Below are 19,271 nucleotides of genomic sequence, written 5' to 3' on the forward strand. Positions count from 1 at the left end.
CGTTTTCCAATCAGATTTAAACTACCGGTAATGCACCACCGTCGACTGAGTAATTAATTCCTGTAATATATTTCGCTTCAGGCGAAACAAGAAATGCAACAAGATTAGCAATTTCTTCGGGGTCAGCCATCCTGCCTAATGGCGCGCCAACTTTATCCATTACAGCTTTAAATGCGTCGTCCACCTTAATATTCGATGACTTTGCTAAATTTTCGATAAACTCAAGCATTAACGGTGTTTTAACTACTCCTGGTGAAACCACATTTACACGTACTCCTTTTGCCCCTAATTCATTTGCTAACGCTTTGCTGTAAATATTCAATGCTGCTTTTGCAGAAGAATAAGACATGGTCATTTCCCAAATCGGTTGTTTTGCAGCACCTGTTGAAATGTTAATGATCACACCACTTTTTTGTTCAATCATTACGGGTAATAACGCTTTATTAATGCGCACAACAGACAGGAAGTTCAATTGCCAGTCAGTGATCCAATGCTCATCCGAAAGTGTACTGAAACCACCACCGGGACTTAAATTAGCACCAGCGTTATTGACTATAATGTCAATTCTACCGAATGTTGTCAAAATCTCTTTGGCGATCGACTCTGCACTTTCGGGTTGAGTAAGATCTGATGCTATGAAATAATGTCCGTTTGGGTTTTCTTTCGGCTCGGTCCTCGCTGTAACCACCACCTTGCAACCTTCACTACTTAATCTATCAGCAATAGCTTTGCCTATGCCTTTTGTTCCGCCTGTTACCAGCGCAACACGTCCTTTTAATGAATTGTCCATATTGTTTATTAAAATGAATTGCGAAGTACGGCACAATACTTTACTTTTGAAAGTGGTTACATAAGTGTACAGTAATAACACAGAGTAAAGCACTACAGTAAACCAAATATTTATGGGTGTTAAAAAAAATGAAAAATCTGGTGAAAGATGTGCATTACAGGAAATTTTGGGGATAATAGGCGGAAAATGGTCCATGTCGATCATCTATGCTTTGTTCTCTGGTAAAAAGCGATTCAGTGAATTGGAACGCATGGTGCCGAACATAAATACCCGGATGTTGGTCAAGGAATTGAAAAATATGGAAGCAAATGGAATAGTTAAAAGAGAAGTTTTTGCAACTGTGCCTCCTACAGTAGAATATACTTTAACTACAAAAGGGGAAAAACTAGAGCCGATAATTAATGAATTGTATAAATGGGGATTAGAATACGTTAATTGATTACTTTTCTGACGGTATTTGAATATTGAAATGGCGGTTTCAATATTGAAAAGGAGTATTTGAGTATTGAAATGACAGGTTCAAAAGGAAGCAGGGGATTGTGTATTGAAGCCGATTTCTGTTCCGTAACTTATTATAATAGTGGTTATAAAAATAATACGAGCCTTCATATATATGAATGCTCGCATAGTATGTTTATAAGATTGTGTTTTACAATGCTGCCAGTCTACCGGCCAGCTTCTGACACCAGGTACTTTTCCATTCTGTCGAAGGCCGTTCCCCATCCGTTATAAAATCCCATCTTTTCCTGTTGCTTACAGTATTCTTCTGTGGCATGTACTACGCTGAATGTAAAATTGGTTTTATCTCCCTCTTCCTCAAACAACACATGAAGAACTACTCCTTCGGTCATAGGTTTAAAATCGGCTGTAGTTATTATTTTCTCATATGGGATTATCTCTGAATAAATACCCTCAGAAATGAACTCACTGCCATCGGGCATGGGCATAATATATTTCCACTGGCCACCTGGTTTGAATTCATGTTTTATCACTGTAATGTTCATGCCGGCAGGAGCCCACCAGCGAACTATATGGTCAGCCTCGGTCCATGCTTCCCATACCAGTTTTCTGGGTGCGTTCAATGTTCTTTTCAATGTGAGTATCCGCTTACTGATCTCATTTAGATTTTCCATGCTTTTTATTTTTTTTGGCTTGTAATTGATTAACGTACTCTTCAAACGTATCAATTTTCGTTTCCCACAATCCTCTGTACCGTTCAACCCAGTCTGCTATTTTTTTGAACTCATTTGGCCGTATGGAACAGAAAGTTTCCCTGCCTTCCCTTTTAATTTCCAGGAGGCCGCATTCATGTAATATTTTTACCTGTTGCGATATGGCAGGACGGCTGATGTCGAAATGATCGGCAATGGTTTTCAGGTTCATTGGCTTACTTGAAATAAGATCAATGATCTGTCTTCGTGTTGGATCGGCTATTGCCTGAAAAATATCTCTTTTAAGTTCGGGAGCCATTAGGTAAGCATTTGCTTACTCAAATATACGCGTAAGCATTTACTTACCGAATTTATTTCCGGGATTTACATAAAAAACCTCCGTTGCCGGAGGTCTGATTGCTGTAAAGCGGTTCAATGACCGAATAAGTTAATATCTGCGTTCAATTGCTTCCTACCACACAAATTGCTGCTCCGCAGGTACACTTGAAATATGTTGCATTTTACCCTGGTTGTACTCATGGTACAACCGCCTGATATCATCCGTTGTACTGCCGATGAACGGCCCATGCGAAACAATGGGATCGCCCTGCGGCTGCCCGGCATACAATATAAAACGGGCGCCGGTTTCGGATGCTGTTAATACCAGGTCGCTTTCGCCGGTGCCGGTATAACGGTTCAACCAGCCTACCTGGTCCTGTTGCAACAACTGTTTATCTTCTCCCACCTGCACACTGCCGCTAATAACATACAGGAAACCGTTATACGAGGCCGGAATTTGCTGTACCGTGGTGATGCCGGGTTGCATGGTTACATCGGCTATTATTACCGGCACATGGTTTTTGACAGGGGAGGTGAGGCCGGCAAAGGAACCGCTATATACTTTTACCTGTAAACCGTTTGCTGATCTTTGCGGCACATGTTCCAATGAAAGATCCTGTAAGCGGGGCGATGTCCACCGGTGTTTTTCGGGAAGGTTCAACCATAACTGCAGTAACCGCATTTTTGTTTTCTTTTCTATGGTTTCCGTATGAATAACACCGCTGCCCGCCGTCATCATTTGAAAATCCCCGCCTTTCATTTTGTGGTTGTCATCGCCCATTTCACCTTCCAGTAATAATGAAACCGTTTCAAAACCTGCATGCGGGTGCGGTCCGCCCACCGGGGTTTCATCTTTTTTATCGAGCATATCATCCATTAGCAATATAAAGGGATCGCTCTCTGTATAATCAACCTGTATAACCGGGCGGGCAATATGGCCGCGGCCAAGAAACCCGGGTTGCCCTGCCGGTGTTTGTATGTTGATGAGTTTTCTTTTGAGTGTCATAACCTTCTGTTTTTGATAAAGCAAAGGTACCTGATAAAGGCTATACAAAGTATAGTACTATACCCATGTATAGCGCCTGCCTTGTATTCTATATAAAAATTGTACTTTTAACTGTTTTAATACCGTAAACAATTCGTTATGGAACTAAAGAAGGTGGAAAAGATCTCGAAGGCATTGGCAGACCCTAACCGATTGCAGATCCTTAAATTACTCCATAAGAACAAGTCGTGCATGTATTGTTCCGACATTAATGACGTCATTGACCTGGCACAGCCATCGGTATCGCACCACCTTAAGCAACTCTCTGATGCTGAACTGATCATCGCTGAAAAAGAAGGCCGCGAAGTAAAGTACGTCCTCAATAATAAGATCATCGATCAGTATACCAGCTTCCTGACATCCTTAAAGGTTTAAGAAAATTTTTTTGAGAAAAATTATCGACGTATCGAAATGTTTCGATACGTTTGTGGTCCCAATCCAATCCAGCAATGGATTTTTATTAGACCAAATACATCGAAATATTTAAATGTATCAATTAAAATTCTAAGTTATGAACCGTTTATTACCTCCCCCTCTGTCGCTCTTACTATCGTTTTCTATTATAGCATTTTTCGATGCCTGTACCAGCCGTGCTAACCAGAGCGAGCCGGCAGCTTCAGCCGCTATCGCGGCCGCGCCGGGCATCCCTGCAGATGTGCATGTAGTATCGCCGGGCGCAGTACAGCAGTTGATAGAGATTGCGGGTACGTTGGCCGCCAACCAGGAAGTATCCATCTCAAGCGAGCTTACCAAAAAGGTCGTTAGCGTTCCGGTGAAGGAAGGCCATAGGGTAGCTAAAGGCGCCCTGCTTTTTCAACTCGATGATGCCGACCTGCGGGCCCAGATGGAACGTCTGCGTCAACAGGAAAAACTGGCAGCGCTCAATGAAGCCCGCTTGAAAGACCTGATCGCGCATGATGCTGCTTCGCAACAGGACTATGACCAGGCGGCCACCAACCTGGCCGTGCTGAAAGCAGAGATAAGGCAACTGGAAACCACTATCGACAAAACCCGCATCAGGGCCCCTTTCTCAGGAAGGATCGGTATCATTCGCACCTATCCCGGCGCCCTGGTATCGCCCAATGCACCGCTTACGACCATCGTGGACGATGCACAGATAAAAGTGGAATTTGCCGTTCCGGAAAAATACGCCAACCTGGTAAACCCCGGCAACCGGCAGCTGTTCACTGTCGAGGGCGACAGTACCCGGTACAATGCTACGGTGATCTCGAAGGAATCGTTTGTTGATCCTGGTACCAGGACCCTGCTGGTAAGGGCAATTGCGGCTAACCCCAACAGTAAACTGGTGGCCGGGCAAAGCGCCCACCTCGCTATTTCTCTTCATACTACCAACGACGCCCTGCAAATACCAAGTCAAAGCCTTATGCCTTCGGCAGATGGGTATTCCGTATTCCTGGTGAAAGCTGGCAGGGCGCAGCTAACGCCGGTAGTGGTAGGGCAGCGCGATGCCGGGCGGGTGCAGGTGACGAAAGGAATTCAGGCAGGCGATACCGTTATTGTGAGTAACCAGTTGCGTTTGTCGCCCGGCGCCGATGTGCGGGTAGTGAACCTTAAGTAAAAGCCGGTAATCGGGAAACGTAAAATGTGAGACGTGAGTCGTGAAACGTGAAAAGATTGCTTTGATATTAGCGAGTCCACTCACCTCTCACCACTCACCATATTTTAATGAACAGCATTGTAGCACAGTGAATTTTCACTGCCCTGCATTCTATTGACCAATTTCAAATAATTATATGAGCGCCATTTCACAAATGAGCATCTCCAGGCCGGTACTGGCGGGGGTGATGTCGGTTCTATTGATCTTATTTGGCATAGTGGGCTATACGTTCCTGGGCACCCGTGAGTACCCGGTAACAGATTCGCCCATAGTGACCGTAACAACCGTTTATCCCGGCGCAAGCGCCGATATCATTGCTTCGCAGGTAACCAAACCGCTGGAAGAAGCCATTGCAGAAGCAAACGGCATTCGTGCGCTTTCGTCGGTGAGCCGCGAACAGGTAAGCATCATCACTGTTGAATTCAATATGAATGCCGACCTGGAAGCCGCTGCCAATGATGTGCGTGACAAGGTTTCCAAATCACGGCAACAATTACCCGTAGATATTGAACCCACTATCGTGGAAAAATCGGGCCCGCCCGAGTTCCTCGTATTCCTTACCGTGCAAAGCGATACCAGGAGCCTGGAAGACATAACCGATTTCGTGAACATCAATATCAAGGAGCGCCTGCAATCGATCCCCGGCGTTCGGTTGGTGGAATCGTATGCAGGCCGCAAACGCGCCATGCGGTTGCGCATGGACCCGGTAAAACTTTCTTCTTACGGGCTTTCGCCTGCCGACATTCAGGCTGCGTTGCAGCGCGAGAATGTTGATCTGCCCAGCGGCCGTATTGAAGGGCAGCAAACGGAAATGACGTTACGCACCCTGGGCCGGCTGGTAACGGAAGATGATTTCAATAACATGATCATCAGCGAAAAGAATGGCGCTATCGTTCGTTTCAGAGATGTGGGCCAGGCCATCATGAGCTCGCAGAACGAACGTACGGCCATGATCGTGGCCGAAGGAAAAACGGCCCGTTATGGCGTAGGTACCGGTGTGCAGCCGCAGCGCGGCGCCAATTCACTCGCTATTGTCGACGAGTTCAACAAACGGTTCGAAGAGATCATCAAAACCGCACCAAAGGAATACAATATCAGGTTGGGTAAAGACTTCACCGTTCCGGTAAAGAACTCCCTTTCTGAAGTGGAAGAAACGCTCATACTCGCATTCGGACTGGTAACTATTATCATTTTCATTTTCCTGCGCGACTGGCGCAGTACCCTGATCCCGCTGGTGGCCATTCCGGTGTCGATCGTTTCGGCCTTCTTTATCATGTACATTATGAACTACTCCATCAACGTGCTAACGCTGCTGGGGCTGGTACTGGCCATAGGGCTGGTGGTCGACGATGCCATTGTGGTACTGGAGAACATCTATTCCAAAGTAGAAGAAGGCATGTCGCCGCTGGAAGCGGCCCGTAAGGGGTCGAACGAAATATACTTTGCCGTTATATCTACAACCATTACACTGGCGGCAGTATTCCTGCCCATCATGTTCCTGGGTGGCATTACCGGCAAACTGTTTAAAGAGTTTGTGGTAGTGGTGGCCGGTTCTGTACTGATCTCCGCATTTGTGGCCCTCACCCTTTCGCCCATGATGAGCGCTTACCTGCTGAAGGCCGGCGCCCACCATAACTGGCTGTACCGCAAAACGGAACCTTTCTTTGTAAAGTTGAATAACGGCTATGAGAACCTGCTGAAAGGCTTTATGCGTTTTCGCTGGCTGGGCTTTGCATTGCTCCTTCTTTCGTTTGGTATCGCTTACTTGCTGGCGCCTAAACTGCCTTCAGAGCTGGCGCCGCTGGAAGACCGTTCGCTGGTAGGCCTGGCTGTTATTGCGCCCGAAGGCACCTCTTTTGAAAGTATGGAAGCATCCATGAAAGAGATCAGCAACTACGTGGCTGATTCCATTCCCGATCTCAATAATAATGTAACCTATGCTGCGGTGGCGGCGGGTGTAGGCTCGCTGGTGCAACCGGCGAACAGCGGATTTCAATGGGTTTTTCTCGAAGACCCGCAGAAACGGAAAAGCGGGATGACGCAGCAACAGGTGTACGAAAAACTGGTGGCCGCCAGCACGCGGTTCCGTAATGTGATCGTGATCCCGATCCAGATCCCTACCATTGGTGGTTTTGCAAGCAGCCAGCCCATAGAATATGTAGTGCAGGCGCCCGATCTGAAGCAGCTCATTGAAGTAATGCCCAAACTTACCGGCGCCGTTTATGGCAGCAAAAAATTGAATTTCGTAAACCCTGATTTCAAAGTGAACAGGCCCGAGATCAGTATTTCCATCGATCGCCAGCGTGCCGCGCAGTTGGGCATCTCTACGCAGGAGATCGGCCGGTCGCTGCAACTGGCGCTGAGCGGGCGCCGTTATGGATACTTTATCTACAACGACCGGCAGTATGAGGTGATAGGGCAACTGGAAAGGTCTGAACGTTCTACACCGGAAAATCTTCGGTCTATATTCCTGAAATCGAACAACAACCAGATGGTACCTTTAGATAACCTGGTGTCGTTGCATGAAGGCATCAGTCCGCCCGCTATTTACCGGTACAACCAGAATTATAGCGTAACCATTCAGGCTACGCCCGCGCCCGGAGTAAGTATGGGTGAAGCGCTGGATGAAATGGACCACATTGCAAAGGAAACATTGCCTGCAGGGTTCACCACTACACTGGCCGGACAAAGCCGTGATTATAAAGAAAGCAGTTCGAGCCTGGTATTTGCCTTCATCTTTGCCATTGTCCTCATTTACCTGGTGCTGGCGGCGCAGTTTGAAAGCCTGATAGATCCGTTCATTATCCTGCTAACCGTACCAATGGCCGTAACAGGCGCCCTCCTCAGTTTGTGGGTAAGCGATAGTTCTATCAATATATTCAGCCAGATCGGGATGATCATGCTCATTGGTTTGATCACAAAGAACGGTATTCTCATTGTGGAGTTTGCGAACCACCGGAAGAAAGAAGGGCTGAGTGTACGTGACGCCGTTATTTCGGCTGCTGCCTCCCGCTTCAGGCCCATTCTGATGACCACACTGGCAATGATCTTCGGGGCGCTGCCCATTGCGCTCAGTTTAGGCAACTCCTCCGGCAGCCGCGCTTCGCTTGGCATTGTAGTAGTAGGTGGACTGGTATTCGCGGGTGTACTTACCCTCTTTGTAATCCCTGCGGTGTACAGCTTCTTTAGTAGAAAAGCTAAACCAATTGGCAATAAGCAATTGACAACAGGCAATACGTCAGAGGCAAATTTCGCAATTAATTAGTAGACTCGAATACCGGCAATCCTTGCCAATTGCCCATTGAATTACTCAATACACATAATATTATCATGAGAGCACGATCTTTAATTTATTATATCCTGCTGTTGGCGGTTCCCTTTGCAGGCAGCGGGCAGCAGGAAAAAAGTATTGGACTGCAGGATGCGGTGCAGCTGGCAAAACAATATAACCGCACCTTGAAAGCTGATGCGTTGAATATTTCCATTGCCCGCGAGCAGGTGCGCATAGCGAAAAGTATGTCGCTGCCTGCCGCGCAACTGGGCGCACAGTACCTGCATTATTTTGCCTTACCTGCCTTCTTCGGTTTTGGGGCAAATGGCAACGGCACTAAAATTCCCTATGACCGCTTTGGCGGAAGGGATCAGTTTGCAGGTGTTATAAGCGCCAGCTATCCATTGTACAACCCGGCAGCCGCGCCTGCCCGCAAAACGGCCTCGTTACAGGAACAGGTATCCCGCGAAATGTACCGGCAGTCGGCCATCGATGTAGCGGCCGATGTGCAACAAACCTACCTTGGCATACTGGTGCTGGCAGAGCGGTTGAAGCTGCAGCAGGAAAGCCTTTTGCGTAATGAAAAAGCATTGGCAGATGCCAGGTCGCTGCTGGCCCAGGGCAGGGGATTGCGGGTTGATACATTGCGGGCATACACGGCGGTAGAGAATCTGAAGCCCGACATGCTCAAAATTAATTACGCTATTGAAGTAGGCAGGCAGCAACTGATCACCCTGATGGGAATGGATTCGCTTACACAGATCATCCTCACCGATTCATTGAATGTCAGTTCACCCATCGCCATTCCTTCGGAAAATGAATTATATGAGCAGGCATTGCATCAACGCCCCGATCTGCAGGCGTTGGTATTACAACAACAGGTAAGCGAACAACAAACGAAGCTGGCCAAAGCTGCGCGGTTGCCGGTGGTGTCGGCCGTAGCACAATACCAACTACAAACCCAGGCGCGCAAATTTGATTTCGGAAATGCCAACTGGCCATCCACCTCTTTTGCAGGCGCACAGGTGGTATTGCCCTTGTTTACGGGTTTTAGTAACCAGGCAAAGGTTCGTCAGGCCCAACTGGCGCACGATCGATCGGGCATTCGCATTACGGAAGCGCAAATGGAGCTGAAGACAATGGTAAAACAGGTGATTGCCAACTTAAAGGAAACATATAGCCGTATGCAAACCCAGTTGAATGTGAAAGAAACGGCGTTGAAGGGGTACGACATAGTACAATACCGCTATGCAAAAGGTGTAACCTCGAGGCTCGATTTAACCGATGCAGAACTGGCATTGACGGCCGCTCAACTAAATTACCTGGAAGCTGTGTTTGAATATAGAAGCGCAGCAATAGAATTAGCGCGAACAAGCGGTAACGAAGGTTTCATCATCAAGTAGACGTACAGGCATGAGTGAGTGTGCCCCCGGCTCATCAACCGGGGGCTTTTTAGTACATGGGCTATTATGTTTATTATAGGGTATTGCCAGTTTCCCGGGGATCGTTATATTTGATCTCATCAGTTTAACACATGAAAAAAACGATTGCCTTTTCTTTTTTCTTTCTTGTTTCTTTTTGCTCCTTTGCGCAGCAAACAATTATTCGATATTTATCTGGTACCGATAAAGACAATACAGTTGCCTGGGACTTTTTATGCACAAAGGGGCGTAACAGCGGTAAATGGCAAAAAATACCGGTGCCTTCCAACTGGGAGATGCATGGCTTTGGTACATTCAATTACTACCAGGATAAAATAAATCCCGATGAAAAGGGATTATACAAACATAAGTTTACCGTCGATGCTGCATGGAAGGGGAAGAATGTGTTTATGGTATTTGACGGGGTTATGACAGATGCGGCGGTTACCATCAACGGGCAACCGGCAGGGCCGGTTCACCAGGGAGCATTTTATCAGTTTAAATATAACATCACGCCCTTGTTGAAGTATGGCAAACAAAACCTGCTTGAGGTAAAAGTGAGTAAACGCTCAGCTAATGAATCGGTAAACCGGGCAGAACGTAAAGCTGATTTTTGGATCTTTGGCGGCATTTTCAGGCCGGTTTATCTGGAAATTGTTCCGCCTGTTTTTATCGAGCGGGTGGCCATCGATGCAAAGGCCGACGGGCAATTTGCAATGCAGGTATTTTCAAAAGGCGCTACCAGTTCCCAAACCATTGAAGCCCGCGTTGAAGACCTGAATGGAAAAGCGATCGGTGAATCTTTTTCAGCAACACCTTCCGACGGCGTTGTGTTAAGGCATTCATTCAGCAATATCCACACCTGGAACCCTGAACAGCCAAACCTATACAATGTTATTGTATCGGTTAAAGATAAGGGCGGCATCGTTCACACTATTAAACAACGGTTTGGTTTCAGAACGGCTGAAATGAAACCGGGCGATGGATTTTATGTAAATGGGGTAAAGGTGATCTTCAAGGGTGTAAATCGCCATAGCCAATGGCCTGAAAGCGGACGCACGCTCAGCCGCGCCATTCATTTAATGGATATTGGTTTAATAAAGGAAATGAACATGAATGCAGTGCGTATGAGCCATTATCCGCCCGATGCAGCATTTCTCGATCTCTGCGATTCGCTGGGTCTTTTTGTGCTGGACGAACTTACCGGCTGGCAGGCTGCCTATGATACCATTACAGCAAGACGTTTGGTAAAAGAATTGGTTGTTCGTGATGTGAACCATCCCAGTATCGTGCTCTGGGATAATGGAAATGAAGGCGGCTGGAACCGGGCGGTTGATAATGATTATGCATTGTACGATCCGCAGAAGAGATGGGTGATCCATCCCTGGGAGCGTTTTAATGGCACCGATACAAAACATTATCCGGAATTCAATCTGGTAACGAACTATGTTCTGTATGGCGCCGATGTATTTTTTCCAACCGAATTTATGCATGGGCTGTTTGATGGCGGCCATGGCGCCGGGTTAGATGATTACTGGCAGGAGATGATGAAACATCCGATGACAGCAGGCGGTTTTTTGTGGAGTTTGCATGACGAAGGCGTGGTTCGAGCCGACCATCACGACAGTATCGATGTGGCAGGCAACCAGGCGCCGGATGGCATTGTTGGTCCGCACCGCGAAAAAGAAGGCAGCTTTTATACCATCAGGGAGATCTGGAGTCCCATACAGATCGCCCTGCAAAAATTGCCTGTTGATTTCAATGGCAAATTACCCGTAGAGAACAGGTACTTATATACGAACCTGCAGCAATGCCGTTTTAACTGGAAACTGGTTCGGTTTGCCAATGCTGCCGATACTTCACAGGCTGAAACGATCGTTGCCACTGGCTCCGCTGCGCCAATTGATCTGCTGCCCGGCGAAAAAGGCTGGCTCGAACTGAATATGGATGCCGGTTATAAAAATGCCGATGCTTTGTATGTCACCGCTTATGATGCCGGCAACAGGGAAATATTTACGTGGAGCTGGGGCATAACCTCGCCCGCTCAGCTGGCGGCAAAAAATAATACGGTTACCGCACCCGTTGTTGATTTTATCGTTAAAGAGGCCGGCAACCAGTTTACGCTTACCTGTGATGGTATTGCTTATAGTTTCAATACGCAAAACGGTTTTCTGCAAAATGTATTCAACGGAAAAACCAATATTTCGCTTGGGGATGGACCGTTATACACTGGCGCAACACAAAAATTAACGGCTTTTAATAAATACAGGAAGGATAAGGCATTTGTTGTAGAGCCTGTTTATAAAGGTGATGAATTGTTTACCGTTAAATGGACATTTGAACCTGGTAAACTGCCAAAACTTGAGTACGGATATTATGTAAAAAGGGAAACTGAATACACAGGTATTACCTTTACTTTTCCCGAAAATAAAATAACCGGCATGCGGTGGTTGGGCCGGGGTCCGTACCGGGTATGGAAGAACCGTTTAAAAGGACAACTGCTCGGTATCTGGCAAAAGGATTATAATAATACGATTACCGGTGAAAGCTGGAATTATCCGGAATTCAAAGGGTGGCATGCGTCATTGTATTGGGTAACCATCCAAAACAAAGAAGCTGATTTTACCATCTATGCTGCGAATGAAAATGTGTTTCTGCAAATGTTGCAGCCCGCAAGGCCGGTAGCGGCTGGTAACGATAATACCAGTCCGCCGTTTCCCGGCAACACGATTGGCTTTTTTAATAACATAAGCCCCATTGGCACCAAGTTTAAACCGGCTTCCTCCTTGGGGCCGCAAAGCCAGAAGAACCGGCCGTTAGATGGAATGGTACACAGGAGTATTTTGTTTCAGTTTTAATTTTTATTCGGTTCTTATACTTTTCACCGGGTTCGTAAGGGCTGCTTTTATTGAATGAAAACACACGGTGAACAGCGCAATTATTATGGCGACAAACCCTGCAATAGCCATCATCCACCAGGTTATTGAAATGCGGAAAGCGAAATCCTGTAACCATTTTGTCATTCCCCAATAAGCGACAGGAGTAGCGATAATTATTGAGAGAACCACGAGTTTTACGAAATTCATGGAAAGCATCGTTGTGATACCGCTTACAGTGGCGCCAAGCACTTTACGAATGCCGATCTCTTTGGTGCGTTGTTCGATGATGAAGGCGGAGAGCGCAAACAACCCCAAACAGGCAATGATAACCGAAAGCAGCGCAAAAACGGCAAAGATGCTTCCGGTGCGTTGCACATCGGCATACATATTGGCAAAACTTTCATCGAGGAAAGTATACCGGAAAGACTGATTGGGTGAAAATTTTTTCCATACTGAAGAAATATGGCCAATAACAGCCTTAACATCGGCGCCGCTCATTTTTACGGAAATGATGGAAGAATTATTATTTCCCAACACCAGGCAAAGCGGGGTTACGCCTTGTTTCATTGATTCGAAATTGAAATCTTCCACTACGCCTATCACCGTAAATTTTTGCCAGCCGTTCTCAATGCGTTTCCCAATAGGGTCTTTTAAGCCAAGTTTCGCAGCCATTGTTTGGTTAATGACCGTTGCTTCACCGTCTGAAGCAATTTCTTTTGAAAAATACCTTCCCTGTAACAAATGCATACCCATCGTATTCAGGTAGGAATAATCTGTTGCCCACTTTTGCGCAAACACACCTACGTCTTCTTTCTTTTTTCCTTCGTTATAAAATGTATTGCCATCGCGTTTAGTGCCGGCGATGGGCAGGTAATCACTCACAGAAACATTTTTTACCCCTGAAGAACTCAATAGTTCGTTTTTAAATGCCTCTTTTTTGCCGGCCAGGGTATTGGTTCCCTGTATAAGTAGAACCTGGTCTTTATCGAACCCCACCTTTTTGTTGAGGATATACTTTGTTTGATTATACACTACAATGGTGCCGATGATCAAACAAATGGAAGTGGTGAATTGAAAAACCACTAGGCCGTTCCTTAAAAGAGAATTCTTTTTGCCGGGGATCAATTGTCCCTTCAATACATTAATGGGCTTAAAAGAAGATAAATAGAACGAAGGGTACAAACCGGCAAACACACCGATAATAACGGCGGCCACGATCATCAGGGGAAGCAGCCACCACGCGGTCCACGGAATGCTCATATGTTTTGCGGCCAGTGTATTGAAGTAGGGTAACGCCAGTACAGCAATTCCCAAACCAGCAATAAACGACAAAACGCTGTATAAAATAGATTCTGTAAGGAATTGTTTTATCAGGCTGCTGCGGAGTGAACCAACCACTTTTCTCAACCCGACTTCTTTGGCGCGGTTGGCAGATTTTGCGGTGGAAAGATTGATAAAGTTGATACAGGCAATTATAAGAATAAAAACTGCAATGGCGCCAAACAGCCATACGAATTTGATATCGCTTTTTTCAATATTATCATCATCGATGTTGGCAGAATAGAGATGTATGTCCGTCACAGGCTGAATAAGCACTTTCGCTTTCTGAATAAGTTCATCTGCTAATTTATCACCATCCCGTTTCAGCGCGGGTACGTAGTATTTGATTAGAATATCTTTCAGTTTGTTTTGGAATTGTGCCGGGTCGGTACCTGGTTTCAGCAATACATACGTATTATAATTGCTCGCCATCCATGTTAACTGCTCGCCTTCCCAAAGCTGGTGCCCCTTCAATGTTAAAAGAAAGTCGTAATGAACATGTGAAGTGATGGGAAAATCTTGTATTACACCACCGATCGTGTAAGGTTTTTTTACATCGTCATTGAGGAACATGATCTTCCCGACAGGATTTTCATTGGGGAAATATTTATCGGCTTTGCTTTTTGAAATTACCATGGTATGGGGTTCACTGAGCGCATTTTTCCTGTTGCCATATACCATAGTCGGCTGCAATATTTCGAGCATGTCGGGGTCTGCGTAACAAAAGCCTTTTTCGTAGGTATTTTGAGTTGCTTCGGCCCGTCTTATCTGGTTGCTGCCGGCACCTGAAAAAAGCGGTGCATCCAGAAAACGCCCTGCCTTTTCCACTTCAGGATAATCTTCTTTTAACACTTTGGCCATGGGCGCGGGCCATGAAGTACCGGTTTCAATTTTGCCATTATCATTAAATTCGTTCGTTATCCTGTATATACGGTCGGCATACGCCCAGTTACGGTCATAGCTTAACTCGTCTTTTATATACAGGGCGATCAGTAAACAGGCTGCAATGCTCAAAGCAAACCCGCCGATCTTTACGGCAGCATACATTTTTTGTTTTGAAAGTTGTCTTATAGCGATCCTGAGATAATTTTTAAACATAATAACAGTTTGAAGTCAGGTTTCGGAATGCACACGCATAGCTCACCTCAAAAGGTGTTCAACCGTTGTGCCAGATATAAAACGCTTTGCTGGTAAAGGTTTTATAAGCTGCCGGCTGCTGTAACTGTTCGAAAGCGGACGTTTTTTGTTCGTACCCGGACAGCCCCGCCTTTCCCAATAATTATATATTATTGGAGAAGGTCACCTGTTTTGTTCCTTAACCCCGCCCTCAGCCGGCTTCCGCTCAGTGGATTTATTCCTTTTCCGGTATTCTTTTGGCGACATGCCCATCAGACGCGAGAACATGCGCGAGAAATAATACTGATCTGAAAACCCTAGCTCGTCGGCGATCTCTTTTATGGGTTTCGATTTGAAGGCGAGTGTCTGGCAGGCCTGCTGCACTTTCAAATGATTGAAGTATTCTATCGGTGAAAAGCCGGTCTGCAATCTGAAAAGGTTACAGAAATGCGTTACCGACATATGCGCCGAACCGGCCAGGTGGCTCAGGGTAAGGTTGGTGTTGATCTTTTCTTTCATCTGCTCTATCGTAAGCGTTATCACATCTTTTGAAGGCGCTTTTCCCGCCTGGTTATATTTCTCCTCATATAAAAGTGACGATAGAAAATGATAAAAGATCATATTCACATACCGAAGTGTGTCGGCGCTGTACCCCTGTTCAAAATGAAAACAGATCTCTTCAAAAAGTTTTATCCGGCTCTCGTTATAAGAAAGATAGGGTAAATAATCCTCGCCGTGCCGGGTGATCAGGTTCATTACATAGGTAGCGATGTCGCCTTTGAAATGCACCCAGTAAATGGTCCATGGGTCCGGTTCCATGGCGCCGTATTTATGCGGGGTGTTGGCGGGCAGCACTATGAAATGTGATGGTGAAATGTCCATCTTTTGTTTATTGATGCTTACCCAGCCCCTTCCTTCCACACAATATATGATGATATGCTGGTTGATGCCGTGGGGGCGTTCAATATAGTGATGATCGGCCTTGGGGTAGTAGCCTATATCTGTAATGTATATCTGTTTTGTGATTGCGTCTTTCATCAAAAATCCGGTGGCGATCTTTTTGGGCACAACGATCAGCTTTTGTCCTTCGAAGCCCTGGCGTTTTCTTGATTTTTTTTGTGTCATATGGCAGCACTTAAAATACTGTTTAGTGTATAAAAGTCCATCAATTTCCTACAATTTCCTATTTCTTTAGAAAAACTTTAATGCGACTTTTGATATCGATCCACGTTGCTTCAGGCGAACAGAAGGTGTGCCACACCTGTCGGTATTTTTACAAAACGAAAAACGATTGCTATGCAGAAATTGACCCTTCTTCTTTTTTTATCCATTCTGGCCTGCACAGGCATACGGGCGCAAGACCGTGTACTTAAAGGAAAAGTGCTGGATGCTGATAATAAATCGCCGCTGGCCCTAGTTTCTGTGCGGGTCATTGGAGAAAATTCCTCCCAAATGACGGCGAATGACGGCACGTTCTCCATCTCTGTTAAAGGAAAACCTATTCTGGTACTAAGTTATACCGGTTACAAAACGCAAAGTATCAACATCGCCGAATCACAAACTACGCTCGATGTATTGCTGCAAAGAGAAACGGGGGCATTGGACGAAGTGGTTGTGATCGGTTACGGAAAACAGCAGAAAAAAGATGTTACCAGCGCTATCTCCAGCATTTCGGGAAAAGAGCTGAAAGAACTGCCGGTAACGAATATCAATGCGGCGCTGCAGGCCCGTATTCCCGGTATGCAGGTTACCAATGCCGGCCACCAGCCCGGCGCCGGTACCAATGTGCGCATCCGCGGCATCAATACCATAACACAGGGCACCGGGCCAATTTATGTGGTGGATGGAGTTGTGGTTACCTACGATCTGCGCGAAATAAATCCCAATGACGTGGAGTCGATCGATGTATTGAAAGACGCTTCCGCCGCAGCCATCTATGGCTCGCGTGCCGCCGAAGGTGTAGTGATTATCACTACCAAAAAAGCAGGCTCGGGTAGAACAACCATCAATTACGATGGGTACTACGGTATTCAAAAAATGATAAAGACCTATGACTTCGTTGATAATATCGATGATTATGTAAACCTGCGCCGCCAGGGGCTTAGTGATGAAGACCCTGTGGCATGGCCAATGGGACCGGGGATCGACACTTTGTTGTTCAATGGCGATGAACGGCGCAATATGGCCGCCGGTAAATGGACCGATTGGGTTGGTATGGTAACGCAGACCGCACCACAGCAAAGCCATACGCTCAGCATTTCGAATGGCGTGGGAAAAAATAAATTGTACCTGAGCGGCAATTACCTGAACCAGGATGGTATTATCAAAGGTTCCAGCTTTACCCGCTATTCAGTGAAAGTGAATGTGGAATCGGAGATCAATGCCAAATTGAAAATGGGTGTGAACTCCAACTTCTCCCATATAAAGAACGATGTTACAAGTAATGAGGTTTTTTACAATGCGGTAACCATCAGCCCCCTGATGTCGGCCTATGATTCGCTGGGCAATCCCTCGGCCAACTTCGATCCTTCGAGCGGTAACCTTTTATTCAATAACCCGGTAACCCTTACCCAATCACCGGTACGTAATACCGATGACCGTTTTTTGGGGAACGTCTTTGGCGAATACAAGATCATCAAAGGACTTACCTTCCGCAGCAGTTTTGGGCTCGACGTTTATAAAAATCAGCGCTTTGAATATTATCCGCGAACCACCAGTACGGGTTTTGCCAAAAAAGGCATTGCCAGAATACAGAATTTCGGCTGGCGCGATTATTTATGGGAGAATACGCTTGCTTACAGTTTTACCCCTTCCGCCAACCATGTATTCGATCTCCTCGCGGGCGCCACTTATCAGCAAAGAAGACAGGAATGGAATTATGAAGAAGCCTCAGGCTTTCCAACCGATGATCTCACGTACAAGAACATGAGCCTTGCCAGCAACCGCGACAATATTTCCAGCGATTATTTCAACTGGTCGGTTGCCTCATTGCTCGGTCGTGTTATTTATAAATTCAGGAACAGGTACATTATTAACGGAACTATCCGCCGCGATGGTTCATCACGCTTTGGTTCCGATAACAAGTATGGCTATTTCCCCTCGGTAAGCGCCGCATGGCGGGTGATAGAAGAACCGTTCATGGGATTGAAACTACGGTCGGTAATAACCGATTTCAAGATCCGTGCAGGGTATGGTGTGGTGGGTAACCAGGAAATACCCATCGATGCGATCTATACCCGGATGAACCCCGCCGCCTATCCCTTTACCGGAACCACGCCGCAAACCACCGGTTTTCAGTTAGGAACGGGTACACAGGGCAACCCTGCACTGAAATGGGAAAGCCAGAACCAGTTCAATGCCGGTTTCGACCTGGCATTCATGAAATCGAGGGTCAGATTAACCTTCGACTATTATGATAAAAATATCAACGACCTGTTGCTGAACAATCCTTTAGCGCCATCGCAGGGTTTCGACAGCAAATGGATCAATATATCGCAGATGAACACCCGCGGGATTGATATCGGTCTGAAACTGCACCTTATTCAAAACCAGAATTTCGACTGGCAGATGGACCTCAACTGGTCGAAGTTCAAATCGAAGGTGACTGAACTGCTGCCGGGTGTAGATTCATTGAGCCCCTGGCTTAAAGTGGGTGAAGCGCCCAACAGCCTCATCGTTGATTATGTATATGATGGTCTGTACCAGAAAGGTGATGATTTTTCGCTCGACTCCAATGCAAGGCCCGGCGATGTGCGGGTAAAAGACCTCGATGGCAACGGAAAGATCAATCAGTACGACCGCACCATTGTGGGGCGCACCGTTCCTAAAGGCTGGGGCGGCATCTGGAGCTATTGGCGGTATAAACAATTCGCCATGACCATTTTTGCCAATTATACGTATGGGCACGACATCGCTAACAAAGCCTACCAGGATTATTTGTATTACTCCAGCAAAACAGCTACCCGCACCATCAAAGACGGTTTGAATTACTGGACACCCGATAATACCAATACCGATGTGCCGCGGCCTAACCAGTTTGGCCGTTCGTTAAGAGCGTTGCAATCGGGCACCTCGAGCTTTATGGTGCAAAAAGGCGATTTTATCAGGATAAGAAATATCACACTTTCATATGATTTGCCATCGAAGCTGTTGTCGAAGGCAAAGATCAATTCATTAAGAACTTATGTGCAGGTAACAGAACCATTCCTGTTTACAAAATACAAAGGGGTCGATCCGGAAATAGGCGTTGGGCAGTATGATGTATATCCCAGGTACCGTACGTTCCTTTTTGGTATGCAATTGAGTTTTTAAAAATTAAATA

General features: G+C 46.2%; 13 protein-coding genes. 7 read left to right on the plus strand and 6 right to left on the minus strand.

Annotation, left to right across the window (positions count from 1 at the left end; translation table 11 throughout):
- Nucleotides 1-16 precede the first annotated feature (16 nt).
- Entirely contained in the window at nucleotides 17-790 is a 774-nt protein-coding gene (locus A4R26_RS16085; RefSeq protein ID WP_081164767.1) for an SDR family oxidoreductase, read from the minus strand.
- Nucleotides 791-902: 112 nt separating this feature from the next.
- Here A4R26_RS16085 and A4R26_RS16090 point away from each other — a divergent pair, with 112 nt between their 5' ends.
- Nucleotides 903-1,229, plus strand: coding sequence for a winged helix-turn-helix transcriptional regulator (locus tag A4R26_RS16090; protein ID WP_081164768.1), 327 nt, complete (start codon nucleotides 903-905; stop codon nucleotides 1,227-1,229).
- A gap of 226 nt (nucleotides 1,230-1,455) precedes the next feature.
- Here A4R26_RS16090 and A4R26_RS16095 read toward each other — a convergent pair whose 3' ends face one another.
- From A4R26_RS16095 to A4R26_RS16105, 3 genes are all read right to left on the minus strand, one after another.
- Nucleotides 1,456-1,923: an SRPBCC domain-containing protein gene (locus tag A4R26_RS16095; RefSeq protein WP_081164769.1), complete on the minus strand. Its 468-nt coding sequence runs from the start codon at nucleotides 1,921-1,923 to the stop codon at nucleotides 1,456-1,458.
- Entirely contained in the window at nucleotides 1,907-2,260 is a 354-nt protein-coding gene (locus A4R26_RS16100; RefSeq protein WP_081164770.1) for an ArsR/SmtB family transcription factor, read from the minus strand. Before A4R26_RS16100 ends, A4R26_RS16095 begins: the two co-directional genes overlap by 17 nt.
- Before the next feature lie 153 nt (nucleotides 2,261-2,413).
- A complete protein-coding gene (locus A4R26_RS16105; protein WP_081164771.1) occupies nucleotides 2,414-3,286 on the minus strand; it encodes a pirin family protein in 873 nt (290 codons plus the stop codon).
- Nucleotides 3,287-3,424: 138 nt separating this feature from the next.
- Between A4R26_RS16105 and A4R26_RS16110 the strand changes: the two genes are divergently transcribed.
- The 5 genes from A4R26_RS16110 (at nucleotide 3,425) to A4R26_RS16130 (ending at nucleotide 12,493) form a co-directional block, all read left to right on the plus strand.
- A complete protein-coding gene (locus A4R26_RS16110; RefSeq protein ID WP_081164772.1) occupies nucleotides 3,425-3,700 on the plus strand; it encodes an ArsR/SmtB family transcription factor in 276 nt (91 codons plus the stop codon).
- Nucleotides 3,701-3,836: 136 nt separating this feature from the next.
- Nucleotides 3,837-4,904, plus strand: a complete 1,068-nt coding sequence (locus tag A4R26_RS16115) for an efflux RND transporter periplasmic adaptor subunit (RefSeq protein ID WP_081164773.1) — start codon at nucleotides 3,837-3,839, stop codon at nucleotides 4,902-4,904.
- A 175-nt stretch (nucleotides 4,905-5,079) separates the two neighbouring features.
- Nucleotides 5,080-8,208, plus strand: coding sequence for an efflux RND transporter permease subunit (locus A4R26_RS16120; RefSeq protein WP_081164774.1), 3,129 nt, complete (start codon nucleotides 5,080-5,082; stop codon nucleotides 8,206-8,208).
- Between the two features lie 65 nt (nucleotides 8,209-8,273).
- Nucleotides 8,274-9,617, plus strand: coding sequence for a TolC family protein (locus tag A4R26_RS16125; RefSeq protein ID WP_081164775.1), 1,344 nt, complete (start codon nucleotides 8,274-8,276; stop codon nucleotides 9,615-9,617).
- Between the two features lie 131 nt (nucleotides 9,618-9,748).
- Entirely contained in the window at nucleotides 9,749-12,493 is a 2,745-nt protein-coding gene (locus tag A4R26_RS16130; RefSeq protein ID WP_081164776.1) for a glycoside hydrolase family 2 protein, read from the plus strand.
- Between the two features lie 3 nt (nucleotides 12,494-12,496).
- Here the strand turns inward: A4R26_RS16130 and A4R26_RS16135 are convergent, their stop codons facing one another.
- The gene (locus tag A4R26_RS16135) at nucleotides 12,497-14,932 is read right to left on the minus strand and encodes an ABC transporter permease (protein WP_081164777.1); all 2,436 of its coding nucleotides are present in this window, start codon (nucleotides 14,930-14,932) and stop codon (nucleotides 12,497-12,499) included.
- Between the two features lie 201 nt (nucleotides 14,933-15,133).
- The gene (locus A4R26_RS16140; protein WP_081164778.1) at nucleotides 15,134-16,075 is read right to left on the minus strand and encodes an AraC family transcriptional regulator; all 942 of its coding nucleotides are present in this window, start codon (nucleotides 16,073-16,075) and stop codon (nucleotides 15,134-15,136) included.
- A gap of 171 nt (nucleotides 16,076-16,246) precedes the next feature.
- Here A4R26_RS16140 and A4R26_RS16145 point away from each other — a divergent pair, with 171 nt between their 5' ends.
- Nucleotides 16,247-19,261, plus strand: coding sequence for a SusC/RagA family TonB-linked outer membrane protein (locus A4R26_RS16145; protein WP_081164779.1), 3,015 nt, complete (start codon nucleotides 16,247-16,249; stop codon nucleotides 19,259-19,261).
- The last annotated feature ends 10 nt before the right edge of the window (nucleotides 19,262-19,271 follow it).

The sequence above is a fragment of the Niastella populi genome (assembly GCF_002078015.1).
GTDB classification, from domain to species: domain Bacteria; phylum Bacteroidota; class Bacteroidia; order Chitinophagales; family Chitinophagaceae; genus Niastella; species Niastella populi.